The 18,799-nt window shown below is 54.1% G+C and carries 15 protein-coding genes and 1 riboswitch; of the genes, 7 read left to right on the forward strand and 8 right to left on the reverse strand.

From position 1 onward, the window contains the following. Positions 1–387 precede the first annotated feature (387 nt). Positions 388–1,239, reverse strand: coding sequence for a glutamate racemase (gene murI / locus GA0061071_RS18845; protein ID WP_061499254.1), 852 nt, complete (start codon positions 1,237–1,239; stop codon positions 388–390). Further along, entirely contained in the window at positions 1,184–3,040 is a 1,857-nt protein-coding gene (gene btuB / locus GA0061071_RS18850) for a TonB-dependent vitamin B12 receptor BtuB (protein ID WP_061499256.1), read from the reverse strand. Before btuB ends, murI begins: the two co-directional genes overlap by 56 nt. A gap of 64 nt (positions 3,041–3,104) precedes the next feature. Further along, positions 3,105–3,282, reverse strand: a riboswitch (cobalamin riboswitch). Between the two features lie 117 nt (positions 3,283–3,399). Between btuB and trmA the strand changes: the two genes are divergently transcribed. Next, complete coding sequence (gene trmA, locus GA0061071_RS18855; RefSeq protein WP_088237046.1) at positions 3,400–4,500, forward strand: tRNA (uridine(54)-C5)-methyltransferase TrmA; 1,101 nt, start codon at positions 3,400–3,402, stop codon at positions 4,498–4,500. A 39-nt stretch (positions 4,501–4,539) separates the two neighbouring features. On the opposite strand, the gene GA0061071_RS18860 is transcribed toward trmA, so the two are convergent. Both GA0061071_RS18860 and fabR read right to left on the reverse strand, forming a co-directional pair. After that, entirely contained in the window at positions 4,540–4,902 is a 363-nt protein-coding gene (locus tag GA0061071_RS18860) for a YijD family membrane protein (protein ID WP_061499262.1), read from the reverse strand. Positions 4,903–4,912: 10 nt separating this feature from the next. Then, positions 4,913–5,551, reverse strand: a complete 639-nt coding sequence (gene fabR, locus GA0061071_RS18865) for an HTH-type transcriptional repressor FabR (RefSeq protein WP_061499265.1) — start codon at positions 5,549–5,551, stop codon at positions 4,913–4,915. A gap of 196 nt (positions 5,552–5,747) precedes the next feature. Here fabR and sthA point away from each other — a divergent pair, with 196 nt between their 5' ends. Then, positions 5,748–7,148: a Si-specific NAD(P)(+) transhydrogenase gene (gene sthA, locus GA0061071_RS18870; protein WP_061499268.1), complete on the forward strand. Its 1,401-nt coding sequence runs from the start codon at positions 5,748–5,750 to the stop codon at positions 7,146–7,148. Here sthA and oxyR read toward each other — a convergent pair. The 4 genes from oxyR to argC all read right to left on the reverse strand — a co-directional run bounded on the left by oxyR (position 7,131) and on the right by argC (position 11,590). Then, positions 7,131–8,048 carry a DNA-binding transcriptional regulator OxyR gene (gene oxyR / locus GA0061071_RS18875; RefSeq protein ID WP_061499271.1) on the reverse strand — a complete coding sequence of 306 codons (918 nt, stop codon included), beginning with the start codon at positions 8,046–8,048 and terminating at the stop codon, positions 7,131–7,133. The two genes, sthA and oxyR, sit on opposite strands and share 18 nt — an antisense overlap. Positions 8,049–8,305: 257 nt before the next feature. Continuing rightward, positions 8,306–9,679 carry an argininosuccinate lyase gene (gene argH, locus GA0061071_RS18880; RefSeq protein WP_061499274.1) on the reverse strand — a complete coding sequence of 458 codons (1,374 nt, stop codon included), beginning with the start codon at positions 9,677–9,679 and terminating at the stop codon, positions 8,306–8,308. Between the two features lie 116 nt (positions 9,680–9,795). Next, entirely contained in the window at positions 9,796–10,572 is a 777-nt protein-coding gene (gene argB / locus GA0061071_RS18885; RefSeq protein WP_088237045.1) for an acetylglutamate kinase, read from the reverse strand. A 13-nt stretch (positions 10,573–10,585) separates the two neighbouring features. Then, positions 10,586–11,590, reverse strand: coding sequence for an N-acetyl-gamma-glutamyl-phosphate reductase (gene argC, locus GA0061071_RS18890; RefSeq protein ID WP_088237044.1), 1,005 nt, complete (start codon positions 11,588–11,590; stop codon positions 10,586–10,588). 169 nt (positions 11,591–11,759) lie between these two features. On the opposite strand from argC, the gene argE reads away from it, so the two are divergent. From argE to gldA, 5 genes are all read left to right on the forward strand, one after another. Continuing rightward, positions 11,760–12,911 (forward strand): acetylornithine deacetylase, encoded by a 1,152-nt coding sequence (gene argE / locus GA0061071_RS18895; protein ID WP_061499287.1) that lies wholly within the window; start codon positions 11,760–11,762, stop codon positions 12,909–12,911. Positions 12,912–13,174: 263 nt separating this feature from the next. Beyond that, positions 13,175–15,826, forward strand: coding sequence for a phosphoenolpyruvate carboxylase (gene ppc, locus GA0061071_RS18900; RefSeq protein WP_061499290.1), 2,652 nt, complete (start codon positions 13,175–13,177; stop codon positions 15,824–15,826). 94 nt (positions 15,827–15,920) lie between these two features. Next, positions 15,921–16,769 carry an AraC family transcriptional regulator gene (locus GA0061071_RS18905; RefSeq protein ID WP_088237043.1) on the forward strand — a complete coding sequence of 283 codons (849 nt, stop codon included), beginning with the start codon at positions 15,921–15,923 and terminating at the stop codon, positions 16,767–16,769. A 225-nt stretch (positions 16,770–16,994) separates the two neighbouring features. Then, positions 16,995–17,657: a fructose-6-phosphate aldolase gene (gene fsa, locus GA0061071_RS18910; protein ID WP_061499296.1), complete on the forward strand. Its 663-nt coding sequence runs from the start codon at positions 16,995–16,997 to the stop codon at positions 17,655–17,657. An 11-nt stretch (positions 17,658–17,668) separates the two neighbouring features. After that, entirely contained in the window at positions 17,669–18,772 is a 1,104-nt protein-coding gene (gene gldA / locus GA0061071_RS18915) for a bifunctional L-1,2-propanediol dehydrogenase/glycerol dehydrogenase (RefSeq protein WP_088237042.1), read from the forward strand. Positions 18,773–18,799: the final 27 nt, after the last annotated feature.

Here is an 18,799-nt window from a genome sequence, read left to right on the forward strand (position 1 = left end):
ATCTGAGCCATGATCAAACTCTTCAATTTAAAAGTTTGATGCTCATCGAATTAAACTTCGTAATGAATTACGTGTTCACTCGTGAGACTTGGTATTCATTTAGCGTCCGTGGACGTCAAGAATCCATGTCACTTTGAGTGCCCACACAGATTGTCTGATAAATTGTTAAAGAGCAGTGCCGCTGTGTTTTCGCTGCGGCGCGGGGTGTGCATATTACGCTTTCCCGCTGCGAAGTCAACTGAATATTTTCAGAATTCTTCACCTGACAGGCCGGTGTGTTTGCCGTTGTGCCGTGTCAGTGGTGGCGCATTATAGGGAGTTAATTCCGGCTGACAACCCCTAATTTAAAAAAAGTTATCAACCGTCTCTTTTTTGTTCAAACCTACCCTAAAGCGCCAGTTTTTCGAGCGATTTAAAGCCATAGCGTTGCAAGACGGGCAACAATTGCGCAGTCTCAGGCGTTAACGCCATGCAATAAGCAATATTGTCATCAGACGATTTTGCATCCGGTGCTTCATGATCGAGCAGCCAGGCCGTACGGCGCGCAATAGCTGAGCCGGAATCCACCAGCCGCGTACCCTCCGGCAATACCTGCAACAACTCTTCCTGCAATAATGGAAAATGCGTACACCCCAACACAACGGTATCTGGCGGCTCGGCCATCCGCAGCCACGGGCGCAGAATACGACGCAGTTCTTCCTGAGGAACAGGTTCGCCGTGCAATTTTGCCTCCGCCAGTTCGACCAGCTCCGCCGAGCCCAGCATTTCAATTTTGCACTCATTGGCGAAACGCGAGATGAGTTCGTGCGTATAAGGACGCTTCACCGTTCCCCGCGTTGCCAACAGCCCCACCACGCCGTTCGCCGTTAAACGTGCAGCAGGTTTTATGGCCGGAACAACGCCAACAACCGGGAAACTGAATTTTTCGCGCAGCGCAGGCAACGAAACGGTGCTAGCGGTGTTACAGGCGACAACGGCAAGAGCGAGTGGATATTGCGCCTGAACAGCCGTGACAATTTCAACAACGCGCTCAACGATGAACGCTTCGCTCTTTTCCCCGTATGGAAAAGCAACGTTGTCAAATGCGTAGATGTAATGCAGATCCGGCAGGAGATGCCGGATCTCATCATAAACGGATAGCCCACCGACGCCGGAGTCAAAAACCAGGACGGTAGGACGCGCATCAGAAGGTGTAGCTGCCAGACAAGGTGTATTCCCGTCCTGCAGTGTGGTAGCCATAAACTGTCTCGTAATCTTTATCGAACAGGTTGGCGATTTTACCACGAACTGTGAGGTTTGAGGTCACTGGATATGAAGCAGAAAGATCAACCAGGCTGTAAGACGGCATACGACGCTGCGTATCAGCAAACTGGTTGGTGTTGTTATCGTAGCTCTTACCGAAGTACTGCCACGCAGCATCCATATCCAGGCCAAACATCGTCCAGTCCAGTTGATATTTGAATTGCTGCCGCGAGCGATGGGCAAGCACTTCATTATCACTGTCACGGCGCGGATCAAGATAACCCAGCGTAATACGATGGCTCACCACACCGGTGTCAAAGCTACCCGTTAACTCAACCCCTTTGATGGTCGCGGATTGAATATTGTAATAGGTGCCCAAAAAGGTGTCGTCATCGTAGTAGTAGTCGATCAGGTTCTTGATTTTGTTCTGATAAGCAGACAGGCGCCAGTTAACCGGCCCGGTCAGGCCTTCCAGCCCCACTTCAACCTGGCGAGATTTTTCTGCACTTAGATCCGGGTTAGAGAGAATAAAGAGACGCTCTTGCCCATAGAGTTGCCCCAACGTCGGTGCCTGGAAGCCAGTACCATAAGACACGGTAAAACGGTAATCCGGTACAAACTCCCAGCCTGCCGCGGCCTGCCAGGTACCATTCCAGCCAAACTGATCGTTATCATCACCACGCACAGAGCCTTCCAGCGTCACGGTGTCGAGCTTCTGCTGCGTCGTCAGGTAATAACCAGTGTTATTCCGCTTATATTTGTTGCTGTAGTCGTTATCTGCTGAGGTCAACTTCTGCTGCTGCCAGTCAATACCGGCGCTGACCGTCCCCGCACCCAGCGCCAGGCTATTGCCCCACTGCAGGTTACGCTGCGTCATATCATCCAGCGAGGTACCCTCGTTGTATAATCCTAACGGCCCGGCATAGTTGTAGTCTTTATAGCGCTGATAGCTGCCGGTCAGTTGTGAAGAGAAAACATCGCCACTGTAAGTCAGCCCGGTTTCATAGGTATGGTTATAAACCTGACGCTCATCACCACCATCGGTGTAGCCCGCATCATAGCCCGTTTTATTGCTATACCCGTAGCCACGCACAAACCCTGAAATCTCCTGATTGAACTGATGATTCAGACCCGCCCAGAAGGTTTTATTACGGAAACCATCGCGATCGCTATCCACAGAGTAAGTGGATTGCGGGCGAATGTTATAGCCACGCGTATCAGTAAAGGAACCCGCTACGGTTGCCAGTGTATCTTCACCCAGTTTCTGACGAACCGTCGCATCGTATTTCTGATAATGATTAGAACCGATGCCAGCCTCAACTTTGCCGCCCGGCGTGTCGTTCTGGGTGATGATGTTGATCACGCCGCCAATCGCATCTGCGCCATAGACCGCAGAGCGCGGCCCACGGATCATCTCGATACGTTCAATCAAAGAAACAGGGATTTGGCTGAAATCAGCAATACCGGTAATGCCGGACTTCGCCAACGGGATACCATCAATCAATACCAGCGTATGGCGCGCTTCCGCACCGCGGATATAAATATAGCTGGTTTGTCCCATGCCGCCATTTTCAGCCACATCGACACCCGGCAAACGGCGCATCACATCCGTTAAGGTTCTGGCTCCCCAGCGATCAATATCTTCACGGGTCACAACTTCTGTCGGTGCCAGTACGGTATTGACGGGTTGTTGGAAACGGTTTGCTGTCACCACCAAATTGTCTGAGCCGCTATCCTGCGCCCAGCCGGAAAAAGCTGTGACGGAGAGCGCCGTCAGCAGCGAAGCTTTTTTAATCATTGTGAGAGCATCCACAAAGTAAAAGGATGCCGCAGGTTCCATCAATAGCACGCGATGATGTCACCAAATGCGACGTATTCCGGCAGGTCTTCGGGCTTGGGGGTATAACGAGACGGCGACTTCCCACCTATGGCAGTGTCTGCTTGCGCGACCATCTCACCTGATCCTTACCGCTGCGCGTCAGCCCCAGATTTACACTGGGTTCCCTTTTAACTCACAGGACCGGAACATGGATGCTACATTCGGTTACATATGGATGTCCAGACTGCTAAGAGAGTATTTAGAAAACATCCGGGGCTGGACATCCCGTACGCAACACCTACAATCCCCGCGTTATTCTTAATCTCTCAGGAAACATCATGACTCCCGAACACCTGCCGACAGAACAGTACGAAGCCCAGCTGGCCGAGAAAGTCGTGCGTCTGCAATCAATGATGACGCCATTTTCAGCGCCGTTGCCGGAGGTGTTCCGCTCACCGACCAGTCATTACCGCATGCGTGCCGAGTTCCGTATCTGGCATGACGGCGACGATCTTTACCACATCATCTTCGATCAGCAGACAAAGTCCCGGATCCGCGTAGACAGCTTCCCGGCGGCCAGCGAGCTGATTAACCAACTTATGGCAGTGATGATCGGCGCACTGCGCGGCAACAAAACGCTGCGCCATAAGTTGTTCCAGATTGATTACCTGACCACCCTCAGTAACCAGGCTGTCGTTACGTTGCTGTATCACAAAAAACTCGATGAGGAGTGGCATGCAGAAGCGACGCGTTTACGCGATGCGCTACGTACGCAAAACCTGAATGTGCAGTTGATTGGCCGCGCCACCAAGACCAAAATCGAACTTGATCGGGATTATATCGACGAGCGATTGCCGGTTGGCGGCAGAGAGATGATCTACCGTCAGGTAGAAAACAGCTTCACCCAGCCTAATGCGGCAATGAACATCCAGATGCTGGAATGGGCGCTGGACGTGACCCGCAATTCAACGGGCGATCTGCTGGAATTGTACTGCGGCAACGGTAACTTTTCGCTGGCACTGGCACGCAATTTTGATCGTGTACTGGCCACGGAAATCGCGAAACCCTCAGTGGCAGCAGCACAATACAACATTGCGGCAAATCATATTGATAACGTGCAGATTATCCGCATGTCGGCAGAAGAGTTCACCCAAGCGATGAATGGCGTCCGGGCCTTTAACCGTCTGCAAGGTATCGATCTGAAGAGTTATCAGTGTGAGACGATTTTCGTCGATCCGCCGCGCAGTGGGCTGGATGCAGAAACCGAGAAGATGGTGCAGGCGTACCCATGCATTCTGTACATTTCCTGCAATCCGGAAACACTGTGTAAGAACCTGGAAACATTAAGCCAGACGCATGAGGTTTCGCGTCTGGCGCTGTTCGATCAGTTCCCGTACACGCACCACATGGAGTGCGGTGTGCTGCTCACCCGGAAATAATGCCCCATGTTGTCCCCCTCATCGCCAGAGGGGGCTACGTTACTCTGACGCTTCGTCGCGTTTACGGTTACGCAGGCGGTAACCTATCCAGAACACCAGAATCACCGACAACACAGCGGGCAGGAAATTGGAGCCAATAGCGGGATATTCCGCACGCACCACGGTGCTGTACAGCAACACACCGAGGATAAAACAGGCAGCGGCAAGCCCTGGCAGGCCAACAGGCATCGTGCGATTTTGATAGCGCTGATGCAGGCAATAGACCGTCAGCACCAGTGAAATCAGCGGAAAGACGGAAAACGGCACAATCGAACTGAAAATAGCCGAAAACGCGCCATTAATTGACAAGCCAGCGATCAGCGCCAGCAGCAACGTACCTTTATCTTGACCTGACTGTTTCATCACTCATCCTTCACTCATCGGTTTGATGCGCTATTTTTTCTTGTTCACGGCGATACCAGTAATACGCGCCTTTGGAAATCATCCGCAGTTGTAGCACCAGTCGCTCTTCCAGTTGCCGACGCTGTTCTGCGCCCACATCCAGCGCTTCTGCGCCGGCACTAAAAACAATGGTTACCATCGCCTCCGCCTGTGCTTCGGTGAACGCGCGCGGCATATGATTTTCGAGTTCAAGATAATCAGCAAGTTCCGCAATAAAATGCTGGATCTCACGTGCCACCGCGGCGCGAAATGCAGAGGATGTACCAGAGCGCTCACGAAGCAGCAATCGGAACGCGTTGGGGTTATTGCCGATAAATTCCATAAAGGTCGACACGGAAGTACGGATCACGCTGCCGCCTTTGGCAATACGCTGACGCGCCTGGCGCATCAACTGGCGGAGCATCAGCCCGCTTTCATCCACCATAGTCAGGCCGAGTTCATCCACGTCGCGGAAATGGCGATAAAAAGAAGTCGGCGCGATGCCCGCCTCACGGGCAACCTCTCGCAAGCTCAGGCTGGCAAAGCTACGTTCAGCACTAAGTTGGCTGAATGCCGCTTCCACCAGCGAACGTCGGGTTTTTTCTTTTTGCTGCGCTCTTACACCCATCACGATGTTTGAATCCTTCCAATGGCCTGCTGGCACTATACCAGAGAATAAATCTAATCCGATTGTACTGGATTGTGACTGATTGTTTACGGGCGGTTTCTTCTCTTACCCCTGAAAAAAGCACAACGATAATTGGGTTATCACCGCTTTGATGTTAGTATTATGTTGTTTTTATGTATAAGAACAGGTAAGCCTTACCATGCCACATTCCTACGATTATGATGCAATAGTAATAGGCTCCGGCCCCGGCGGCGAAGGTGCTGCTATGGGTCTGGTTAAACAGGGGGCGCGGGTCGCAGTAATTGAGCGCTACCATAATGTTGGCGGCGGCTGTACGCACTGGGGCACCATCCCATCGAAAGCGCTACGCCACGCGGTCAGCCGTATTATCGAATTTAACCAAAATCCGCTCTACAGTGACCATTCCCGCCTTCTCCGCTCCTCTTTCGCCGATATCCTGAACCATGCTGAAAGCGTGATTAACCAACAAACACGCATGCGTCAGGGTTTTTATGAGCGTAACCGCTGTGAAATCCTGCAAGGCGACGCTCATTTTGTTGACGATCACACACTGGCGCTGGAGTGTCACGACGGTACCGTCGAAACACTCACCGCCGAAAAATTTGTTATTGCCTGCGGTTCACGTCCCTACCATCCGGCGGACGTCGACTTTACCCATCCGCGCGTTTATGACAGCGACTCCATTCTGGATATGCACCATGAGCCACGTCATGTGATCATCTATGGCGCCGGGGTGATTGGCTGCGAATATGCATCAATCTTCCGGGGAATGAACGTCAAAGTCGACCTGATCAATACGCGCGATCGCTTGCTGGCATTCCTCGACCAGGAGATGTCGGATTCGCTCTCCTATCACTTCTGGAACAGCGGTGTGGTGATTCGCCACAACGAAGAGTACGAGCGCATCGAGCCACTGGATGATGGCGTGATCATGCATCTGAAATCCGGTAAAAAACTGAAAGCGGATTGCCTGCTCTACGCCAACGGGCGCACCGGCAACACCGACAGTTTGCAACTGGGCAATATCGGTCTTGAAGCAGACGGGCGCGGGCAGTTGAAAGTCAACAGTATGTACCAGACTGCCCTGCCGCACGTGTATGCCGTGGGGGATGTGATTGGTTACCCAAGCCTCGCATCTGCAGCCTACGATCAAGGGCGTATTGCCGCGCAAGCGATGATCAAGGGTGAAGCAACCGCGCATCTGATTGAGGATATCCCGACCGGGATTTATACCATTCCGGAAATCAGCTCGGTGGGGAAAACCGAACAGCAGCTTACCGCAATGAAAGTACCGTACGAAGTGGGTCGCGCACAGTTTAAACACCTCGCACGGGCGCAAATCGTCGGGATGAACGTGGGAACGCTGAAGATTTTGTTCCACCGGGAAACCAAAGAGATCCTCGGTATTCACTGCTTTGGCGAGCGCGCGGCCGAAATTATTCATATCGGCCAGGCGATTATGGAACAGAAAGGTGGCGGTAACACCATCGAGTACTTCGTTAACACCACCTTTAACTACCCAACCATGGCGGAAGCCTATCGGGTAGCGGCGCTAAATGGCTTAAACCGCCTGTTTTAACGCGTTATCAAAGTGGCCATTCATCGAACTACGAATGGCCTCTGCTAACTGCTCATAGCGGCTGCGCAGCGGCGATCCCGGACGATAGACCAGGCCAACGGTACGTTGCGGCTCCGGTTTGATGCACGGCAGATACACCACACCATCGCGTTTGCGTTCGCGCGGTACCGACAGGGCTGGCAACAGCGTAATCCCACTGCCAGCCGCCACCATATTACGCAGCGTTTCCAGGCTGGTCGCGCGGAAGTGCGTATCTTCATCCGCACCGGCTTCAAAGCAGAAGCCCATCGCCTGATCGCGCAGACAATGCCCATCTTCCAGCATCAGCAATTTTTCACCGGCCAGATCAGACATCGGCACGCACTCGCGGTTCGCCCACGGATGATCTTCATAAATTGCCAACATCATCGGCTCATCGAACAACGGTACTTCGATAAAGGCTTCACTTTCCTTCACCAGCGCCAGGATTGCGCAATCAAGCTTGCCGCTGTCTAACTGCGCCAGCAGTTGATGCGTCTGTGCTTCATGCAGATACATTTCCAGCTTAGGGAAGGTCTGGTGCAACATTGGAATAATATGCGGCAACAGGTAAGGTCCAACGGTTGGGATCAGACCAATATGCAGCGGGCCGGACATCGTCTCCCCCTGCTGGCTTGCCATTTCCTTCAGCACTTTGACCTCGCGCAGTACAGTGCGCGCCTGATCCACCAGTAACAACCCGGCCTGGGTAAACAACACTTTGCGGCTGGTACGCTCCAGCAGCATCACGCCAAGTTCATCTTCCAGTTTGCGGATCTGCCCACTCAGTGTGGGCTGGCTGACGTGGCAGGAGTCGGCTGCACGGCGAAAATGGCGGTGCTCAGCTAACGCCACCAGGTACTCAAGATCACGAATATTCATTATTCATCCTCCGTCGCCACGATAGTTCATGGCGATAGATAGCATAGCAACGAACGATTATCCCTATCAAGCATTCTGTTTAATAATTAGCGTCAGAAACGAAGCGGGACCTCAACTGACCCCTTGAGAAGACTGCCTACCCTTATGTTTCTCTGAACAACTAAAGCCAACGTGAACTTTTGCGGACCCCGTGTCCGCTTTTTTTTTTGCATAAAAAAGCCCGGCGTATAGCCAGGCTCCCTGTTCATCCACTCACCTCAGACAAGCCGCGCTTTCGCATCGGTAATCGCCTGCGCTACCTGAGTGGGAGAAACGCCACCTTTCGCGGCACGTTTATCAAGGCATGACTGCAACGCGAGAATCGGATAGACATCGTCACCGATCACCGCACTGAATTTTTGCAGGTCGGCCAACGCCAGCTCTTCCAGCGGTTTGCCCTGAGCAATCGCTTCCACCACTGCTTCACCCACAATATGATGCGCTTCGCGGAACGGCACCCCTTTGGCGACCAGATAATCCGCAAGTTCAGTGGCGTTCGCATAACCCTGCTGTGCAGCTTCCTGGCAACGTGGGCGTTTCACCTGAATGCCATCCAGTACCAGTACCGCCATATGCAGGCAATCAAGCCAGGTATCCAGCGCATCGAACAGCCCTTCCTTGTCTTCCTGCATATCTTTGTTGTACGCCAGCGGCAGGCCTTTGAGCGTCATCATCATGCCGGTCAGCGCGCCCTGTACACGACCGCATTTACCGCGGATCAGCTCCAGCGCATCCGGGTTTTTCTTCTGTGGCATTAATGAAGAACCCGAGGTAACACGGTCTGACAGCTCAACAAAGCCCGCTTCACCGGAGTTAAAGAAGATCAGATCTTCGGCGAAACGCGACAGGTGAACCATGCCGATAGACGCGTCAGAGAGCAGTTCCAGCACATGGTCGCGGTCAGAAACGCTGTCCAGGCTGTTGCGCGTCGCAGAAGCAAAACCCAGCCAGCCGGCCAGTTGCTCGCGATCGATTTCATACGCCGTGCCCGCCAGCGCGCCGCAGCCCAGCGGACTCACATCCAGGCGTTTCAGCGTGTCCTGCAAACGGCTTTCATCGCGCGCCAGCATCTCCACGTAAGCTAACGCCCAGTGTGCAAAAGTCACCGGTTGGGCGCGTTGCAGGTGCGTATAGCCCGGCATCACGGCGTCCTGATTATTCTCTGCGGTCACCACCAGCGCGCTCTGTAACTGGCGGTTCGCCACCAGCAGCTCGCTGACCGTGTCTTTGCACCACAGTTTCAAATCGGTTGCAACCTGATCATTACGGCTGCGCCCGGTGTGCAGCTTCTTACCCAGTTGACCTACTTTGTCGATCAGCTTGCCTTCCACCCAGCTGTGAATATCTTCAGCGTCGCTTTCGAGGATCTGCTGCGGGTTAGCCTGCACCTCTTCCAGCAACACATGCAGCGCCTCTTCCAGTTGCTGCTGCTCCACCGGGGTCAGAACACCTACCGTCACCAGCGCTTTAGACCAGGCCACAGAGCCAACGATATCCTGCTCCGCCAGGCGATAGTCAAAGCGCAAAGAGTCGTTGAACTGTTTGAACCGTTGATCCGCTGCCTGAGTAAAACGCCCGCCCCAAAGTGCCATAATATGCTTCCTTAATTTCTTGAATTTCACTGCCGGATGGCGCTGTGCTTATCCGGCTTACAGGTTCAGTTCACGCAGGCCCGATAAGGCGTAACCGCCATCGGGCACATCATGGATTACGCCAGAATACGCGTGCCAATCGGCGTACCGTTAAACAGCGCCGGTAATTGCTCGGCGTGACGCCAGGAAGCGATATCCACCGGGCGGCCGAGCGTACGGGCAGCATCCAGTGCCGCGTTCACTTTCACGATCATGCCATCGGTAATAATGCCCTGCGAAATCAGTTGCTCCGCTTTGGCCGCGGTCATTTCGGCAATCCGCTGGCCTTTGCCATCCAGAATGCCGCTCACATCAGACAACAGGATCAGGTCTGCACCCAGCGTTGCCGCCAGCGCCGTCGCTGCCTGGTCCGCATTGACATTCATCAGTTTGCCTTCGTCGGTTACGCCAATGGAGCTGATAACCGGCAGGAAACCGCCATCCAGCAGCGCGTTAATCAGTGTCGGCGAACCCGGCTGCGCCAGGCCAACATGTCCCAGCTCTTCGTCAAGCTGCGTCACTTTTACGCTATCACCGTCGCCGAGATAGAGACCGACGGAGGCAAGATGATGTTTCTTAGCCCATGCCAGCAGCGTTTTGTTTGCCGTGCCAGCTAGCGCTCCGGTAATAATATCGATCTGGTCCGCTGGTGTGACGCGCAGACCGTTTTTCTTTTTCACCGGCAGGTTGAGCTGTTTCATCAGCTCATCCACCACGCAACCGCCGCCGTGCACAATAACCAACGGGCGCTGATGAGATTCGCGATAGTGCACCAGTGCGGTAAACAAACGTTCCAGCGCTTCCTCGCTATCCAGCAGTACGCCACCGAGCTTAATAATTAATGGATTCATCATCACGCCTGTTCATTTAAATAAGTGACTGGGTTTCAGCATAGCCGAAACGAATATTTGCGCATTGCATTGCCTGTGCCGCCGCGCCTTTCAGCAGGTTATCTTCCGTGGCAACGACAATCAGATGTTCGCCCTGCACGGCAAAGCCGATATCGCAGAACGGCAGTCCCACCACGTTTTTCAGCGCCGGACCCCCTTTGTCATAGAGGCGGACTAGCGGTTTATCGCCGTAAGCCTGTTTAAACAGCTCAGCGACCTGCGCCTGGGTGACCCCCGTTTTTAAACGGCAAGTAATGGTTTCCAGGATACCGCGCGGGAAGCTCGCCAGGTGCGGGGTAAAAATCACATCCGTACCGAGATGCGTGGCGATCTCCGGCTGGTGACGATGGTTGAAAATGCCATACGGTTGCAGGCTCACTTCGCAAAAACTGTTGGAGAGCGCCGCTTTGCGCCCGGCTCCGCTCACGCCACTGGTGGCGTTGATCACCGGCCACTGATTCAGATCCAGCACGCCAGCATCGATCAGCGGTTTTAATGACAACTGCGCCGCCGTCGGGTAACACCCCGGCACGGCAATCAGCTGTGCGCTTTTCAATTGCTCGTGATTCCACTCCGCCAGCCCATAAACCGCCTGTGCAAGCAGATCGGCGTGCTGATGCGTGAAACCGTAGAATTTTTCGTAGAAAGCAGGATCGTTAACGCGGAACGCGCCGGAGAGATCGAACACCACACAACCCGCCGCCAGGCATGTCGACGCCAGATCGTGACTCACTTCATGCGCTGTCGCCAGGAAGACGACATCCACACCTTCCAGGAACTCACCAATATCGGACATCGGCTGTAACGGGAGATCAACAATGCCTTTCAACTGCGGATGTAAATCGGAGATACATTTTCCTGCATCATTACTTTGCGCAGAAACCGTCAAAGCGGTTATGTTCATATGAGGATGGCGATTTACATAGGTCACTAGCTCTGCGCCGGCGTAACCGCTGGCGCCCACAATTAATGTGTTCAACATTGGGGCGGTTTACCTTCTTACGTCATGTGTGTCAGGGAGAGACCAGGCGTCAATCCCGCGTCGCTGAGCCAAGTCGCCGGATGGGTTCCCTTAAGCTCAACATTAATGTATTTTTATTCACATTTAGTGCATGAATATTGATACTATCACGAACTCAGGTATGTCAACAATGAAAATGAATTTGCCGCCATTTATCGAGATTTACCGCGCCCTGATAGCCACACCGTCGATCAGCGCAACGGAAGAAGCACTGGATCAGAGCAATGCGTCTTTAATCAATCTGCTGGCAGGATGGTTTGGCGACCTCGGCTTCAATGTTGAAGTGCAACCTGTGCCCGGCACACGCAATAAATTCAATATGCTCGCCAGCGCAGGCACTGGCGCAGGGGGGCTGTTGTTAACCGGCCATACCGATACCGTGCCTTTTGATGATGGGCGCTGGACGCGCGACCCCTTCACACTGACCGAGCATGACAACAAACTCTACGGTCTGGGCACCGCCGACATGAAAGGCTTTTTTGCCTTCATTCTCGACGCACTGCGTGACGTCGATGTGACAAAACTGAGCAAGCCTCTGTATGTGCTGGCAACAGCCGATGAAGAAACCAGCATGGCGGGTGCCCGCTATTTCTCAGAAAACACCCAACTGCGCCCGGATTGTGCCATTATCGGCGAACCGACATCGCTGCAACCAGTGCGCGCGCATAAAGGCCATATCTCTAATGCAATTCGTATCCTGGGGCAGTCCGGACACTCCAGCGACCCGGCGCGCGGCGTGAATGCAATTGAGCTCATGCACGATGCTATTGGCCATATTCTGCAACTGCGCGACAGCCTGAAAGCGCGTTATCACTATGAGGCATTTACCGTGCCTTATCCCACCCTCAACCTGGGTCATATTCATGGCGGTGATGCGGCAAACCGTATCTGCGCGTGTTGCGAGCTACATATGGATATCCGTCCGCTGCCGGGCATGACGCTGAATGATTTAAACGGCCTGCTTAATGATGCACTGGAGCCGGTCAGTTCCCGCTGGCCAGGTCGCCTGACCGTTTCAGAACTGCACCCGCCTATTCCGGGCTACGAATGTCCGCCGGACCACCAACTGGTGGACGTGGTGGAGAAACTGCTCGGCGTCGAAACCGAGGTCGTTAACTACTGCACCGAAGCCCCGTTTATTCAAACATTGTGCCCGACGCTGGTGCTTGGCCCAGGCTCCATTAATCAGGCCCATCAACCGGATGAATATCTTGAGACGCGTTTTATCAAACCGACGCGTGAACTGATTACACAAGTTGTGCATCATTTCTGCTGGCACTGAGTTCGTTTTTCTTGCTAACCCCCTCCCGGTGAGGGGGTTTTTTACGTCTGTCGGGACGTGACAGCTGTCACGTTTTCATAAGCAATACTTATCTGGCCGAAAGGGAATTAAATTTCGTAAATTGTCGGCATTTATTCGTTTGCTGAAGCGATTTCGCAACAATTGACGTGGTGGGTTTTACGTGGCTTTATAAAAGACGGTGTCTTATATCTGCCCAACGGCAGATATAACAAAATAAAATGAGATGGGGTGTCTGGGGTAACATGAACGAACAATATTCCGCTTTGCGTAGTAATGTCAGTATGCTCGGCAAACTGCTGGGAGATACCATCAAGGATGCACTGGGTGAGAACATTCTCGACCGTGTAGAAACAATCCGTAAGCTGTCCAAATCTTCTCGCGCCGGTAACGAAGCCAATCGTCAGGAACTGCTCACCACGTTGCAGAATCTCTCCAATGACGAGCTGCTGCCGGTGGCGCGTGCGTTCAGCCAGTTTCTGAACCTTGCCAACACTGCCGAGCAATACCACAGCATCTCCGCGAAAGGCGAAGCCGCCAATAACCCGGAAGTCATTGCCCGCACTCTCAGAAAACTGAAAGACCAACCGAATCTTAACGAAGCCACGATCATTAAAGCCGTGGAATCCCTGTCGCTGGAACTGGTGCTGACCGCACACCCGACCGAGATCACCCGTCGTACATTGATCCATAAAATGGTGGAAGTGAATGCCTGCTTAAAACAGCTGGATAACACTGACATTGCCGACTATGAGCGCCACCAGTTGATGCGCCGTCTGCGCCAGCTTATTGCGCAGTCCTGGCATACCGATGAAATCCGCAGATATCGTCCAAGCCCGGTAGACGAAGCCAAATGGGGCTTCGCGGTAGTGGAAAATAGCCTGTGGGAAGGCGTGCCGAACTACCTTCGCGAACTGAACGAACAACTGGAAGAGAACCTCAATTACAAGCTGCCGGTCGACTTTGTGCCGGTACGCTTTACGTCATGGATGGGCGGTGACCGCGACGGCAACCCGAACGTGACTGCCGATATCACCCGCCATGTGCTGCTGCTCAGCCGCTGGAAAGCCACCGACCTGTTCCTCAAAGATGTGCAGTTGCTGATTTCCGAGTTGTCGATGGTGGAGTGTACCGACGAGCTGCGGGAACTGGCTGGCGCTGAAGGTGCTCGCGAACCGTATCGTTATCTGATGAAAAAGCTGCGCAGCGATCTGATGGCCACTCAAGCCTGGCTGGAAGCGCGTCTGAAAGGTCAGAAGTTGCCGAAACCTGAAGGACTGCTGACGCAAAACGAACAGCTGTGGGAACCGCTTTACGCCTGTTATAAATCTCTGCAAGCCTGCGGCATGGGCATTATCGCCAACGGCGAACTGCTCGATACATTACGTCGCGTGAAGTGTTTTGGCGTCCCGCTGGTACGCATTGATATTCGTCAGGAAAGTACGCGTCATACCGAAGCGCTGGGCGAATTAACCCGTTATCTCGGTATTGGCGACTATGAGAGCTGGTCCGAAGCCGACAAACAAGCATTCCTGATCCGCGAACTGAACTCGAAACGCCCGTTGCTGCCGCGCCAGTGGGAGCCAAGCGATGAAACCCGCGAAGTGCTGGATACCTGCCGGGTGATCGCGGAAGCGCCGCGTGGCTCCATCGCCGCCTATGTGATCTCCATGGCGAAGACACCGTCCGATGTCCTGGCAGTACACCTGCTGCTGAAAGAAGCCGGTATTGGTTTCGCCCTGCCTGTCGCGCCGCTGTTTGAAACGCTGGACGATCTGAACAACGCCGACGATGTGATGACCCAATTGCTGAATATTGACTGGTATCGCGGCTTTATTCAGGGCAAACAGATGGTGATGATTGGCTATTCCGACTCGGCGAAAGACGCAGGCGTCATGGCAGCAAGCTGGGCGCAATATCAGGCACAGGATGCGTTGATCAAAACCTGCGAAAAAGCCGGTATTGAACTGACGCTGTTCCACGGTCGTGGGGGTTCTATCGGTCGTGGCGGCGCGCCTGCGCACGCGGCGCTGCTTTCACAACCGCCAGGCAGCCTGAAAGGGGGCCTGCGCGTGACCGAACAGGGTGAGATGATCCGCTTTAAATACGGTCTGCCGGAAATCACCATCAGCAGCCTGTCGCTGTATACCAGCGCGATTATGGAAGCCAACCTGCTGCCGCCGCCGGAGCCAAAAACCGAATGGCGCCACATTATGGATGAGCTGTCCGATATCTCCTGCGATATGTACCGCGGCTATGTACGTGAAAATAAAGACTTCGTTCCCTATTTCCGTTCCGCCACGCCAGAGCAGGAGCTCGGTAAACTGCCGCTCGGCTCCCGTCCGGCAAAACGTCGCCCAACTGGTGGGGTGGAATCGCTGCGTGCGATCCCCTGGATCTTCGCCTGGACGCAAAACCGCCTGATGTTGCCTGCATGGCTGGGCGCTGGCGCTGCGCTGCAAAAAGTGGTGGAAGACGGCAAGCAAAGCGAGCTGGAAGCGATGTGCCGCGACTGGCCGTTCTTCTCAACCCGTCTCGGGATGCTGGAAATGGTCTTCTCAAAAGCCGACCTGTGGCTGGCGGAATATTACGATCAGCGGCTGGTGAAACCAGAGCTGTGGGCGCTGGGCGCTGAGCTGCGTAAGCTGCTAGAGGCGGATATCAAAGTCGTGCTGGCAATCGCCAACGACTCGCATTTGATGGCCGACCTGCCGTGGATTGCCGAGTCTATTCAGTTACGTAACATTTATACCGACCCGCTGAACGTACTGCAGGCCGAGCTGCTGCATCGCTCACGTCTTGCCGAAGAAGAAGGCAAAGAGCCGGATCATCGCGTTGAACAAGCGCTGATGGTCACCATTGCCGGTGTTGCAGCAGGTATGCGTAATACTGGCTAATTCCCCGCTGTTATCGCAAAAGGCCACACGTGTTGTGGCCTTTTTTTATGCTGGCAGTTAAGGTTGTCCCTTCGCGTGCAACGCAAGGAACACCATGAACCACGATGTCGCTCATCTTCTCTCCCGCCTGATTAACGGCCCTGCGCCGTTGCGGCAAATTTGCTTCGCCGGTGCAACCGGTACAGCGCCTGCGCAGGCGGTTCAGGTGGATTTCCCGCGTCTGGAAATCATACTTGAAGGTGTATTGATGGATGCTGGCGTCACGGGAGAAGCCACGCTGATGACGCAGCATGACGTTCTGTATGTGCCTGCCGGCGGCTGGAACCTGCCGCAGTGGCAGACCCCGGCCACCACATTAAGCGTATTGTTCGGCAAGCAGCAACTGAGTTTTAGCGTAACGCACTGGAATGGACTGGCATTGCAGAACCAGGCCAAACAGCATGTTGCCCGCCGCGGGCCACGTATCGGATCTTTCCTGCTGCAAACGCTGCATGAGATGCAGATGCAACCGCGTGAACAACAAACCGCACGTCTGATCGTCGCCAGTCTGCTCAGCCATTGTCATGATCTGTTAGGTAGCCAAATCCAGACAGCTTCCCGCAGTCAGGCGTTGTTCGAGGCCATTCGCGATTATATCGACGAACATTATGCGATGCCGCTTACCCGTGAAGCTGTCGCGCAGGCATTTTACATCTCTCCCAACTACCTTTCTCATCTCTTCCAGAAAACCGGTGCCATCGGGTTTAACGAATACCTGAATCACACCCGGCTGGAACATGCGAAAACCCTGCTTAAAGGCTACGACCTGAAAGTAAAAGAGGTCGCGCACGCGTGCGGATTTGTCGACAGCAACTACTTCTGCCGCCTGTTCCGTAAAAATACAGAACGTTCCCCTTCTGAATATCGTCGTCATTACCATAGCCAGCTCAGTGACAAAAACTGATCTGGACAAAGCAGTCATGCACTGGATTTTTGTACGATCTGAAATGTCTCTCTGTCTCCGACACGATTTTTCGCCCTGTTTTACCAAGCCACTCAGCTAGTTGTGATGTACATCACACTTCAATAGGGCGATCACATTTGTCCAGTATTTGGCAGTTTTGTGATATGGCGGCACCAGGCGAGACGCTCGTATGCTGTTAGCAGAAACGAGCGATGAGGAAGCACAATGGAACTCTATCTGGATACCGCCAACGTGGCGGAAGTTGAACGCCTGGCGCGCATTTATCCCCTGGCGGGCGTCACCACTAACCCCAGTATTATTGCCGCAGGCAAAACGTCCGTATGGGATGTTTTACCGCGCCTGCAACAGGCTGTCGGCCCGGAGGGAACGCTGTTTGCGCAGGTCATGAGTCGCGACGCCGCAGGCATGGTGGCGGAAGCGAAACGCCTTAATAATGCCGTGCCCGGTATTGTGGTGAAAATCCCGGTGACTGCCGAAGGGCTTGCCGCCATCAAGCAATTAAAAAAAGAAAACATTGTCACGCTGGGAACCGCAGTGTACAGCGCCGCTCAGGGGTTGCTGGCCGCCGTCGCGGGCGCGAAATATATTGCGCCTTATGTCAACCGTGTAGACGCCCAGGGCGGCGACGGCATTCGAATGGTGCAGGAGTTACAAACGCTGCTCACCCTCCATGCGCCGCAGAGCAAGGTACTGGCCGCCAGTTTCAAAACACCACGCCAGGCGCTCGACTGCCTGCTGGCAGGATGCGAAGCAATCACCCTTCCTTTAGATGTAGCGCAACAAATGCTCAATACGCCAGCGGTAGAGTCAGCAGTGGAGAAGTTTGAACAGGACTGGAAAACGGCTTTTGGCAACCTTAATTTGTAAGGAGGCAGTATATGGATCGTGTCATCCAGGCGCCAGGTAAGTACATCCAGGGTGCAGACGTCATCACCCGTCTCGGCGACTATCTCAAACCGCTGTCCGACCGCTGGCTGGTCGTCGGCGACAAGTTTGTTCTCGGTTTCGCTCAGGAAGCGCTGCAAAAAAGTCTGGCGGATGCCGGGCTGGCCTGCGAGGTGGTGCCCTTCGGCGGCGAATGTTCACAAAATGAAATCGACAGGCTACGCAGCGTAGCGAAAAACGCCCATGCCGGAGCGATACTGGGCATCGGCGGCGGTAAAACGCTGGATACCGCCAAAGCGCTGGCGCATTTCATGCAGATCCCGGTGGCGATTGCGCCCACCATCGCTTCTACCGACGCGCCCTGTAGCGCCCTGTCGGTCATCTACACCGATAACGGTGAATTCGACCGCTATTTGTTGCTGCCGAACAATCCCAATCGTGTGATCGTCGATACCAAAATCGTCGCGGGTGCACCACCGCGTCTGCTGGCTGCGGGGATTGGCGATGCCCTCTCTACCTGGTTTGAAGCCCGCGCCTGCTCGCGCAGTGGCGCAAAAACCATGGCGGGTGGACAGTGTACACAAGCCGCACTGGCGCTGGCGGAACTCTGCTACAACACGCTGATAGAAGAGGGTGAAAAAGCGATGCTGGCCGCCGGGCAACATGTGGTAACGCCCGCACTGGAACGCGTGGTGGAAGCGAACACGTACCTCAGTGGTGTCGGTTTTGAGAGCGGTGGTCTGGCGGCGGCGCACGCTATCCACAACGGTTTAACCGCGATCCCGGACGCTCATCACTTTTATCACGGTGAGAAAGTGGCATTTGGCACGTTAACGCAACTCGTGCTGGAAAACGCGCCGATGGAAGAGATCGAAACCGTTGCAGCGCTGTGTCATACCGTGGGCCTGCCCATCACGCTGGCGCAACTGGATATCAAAACCGATATTCCGGCGAAAATGCGCATTGTGGCGCAGGCGGCCTGCGCTGAAGGGGAAACCATTCACAATATGCCGGGCGGCGCGACGCCGGATCAGGTGTATGCCGCACTGCTGGTCGCCGACCAGTACGGTCAGCGTTTCTTAGGTGAGTGGGAATAAACGTCTAAACGTAACAGGCCCGGTTAT

Origin of the sequence: Kosakonia oryzendophytica (genome assembly GCF_900094925.1) — a bacterium.
Classification (GTDB): domain Bacteria; phylum Pseudomonadota; class Gammaproteobacteria; order Enterobacterales; family Enterobacteriaceae; genus Kosakonia; species Kosakonia oryzendophytica.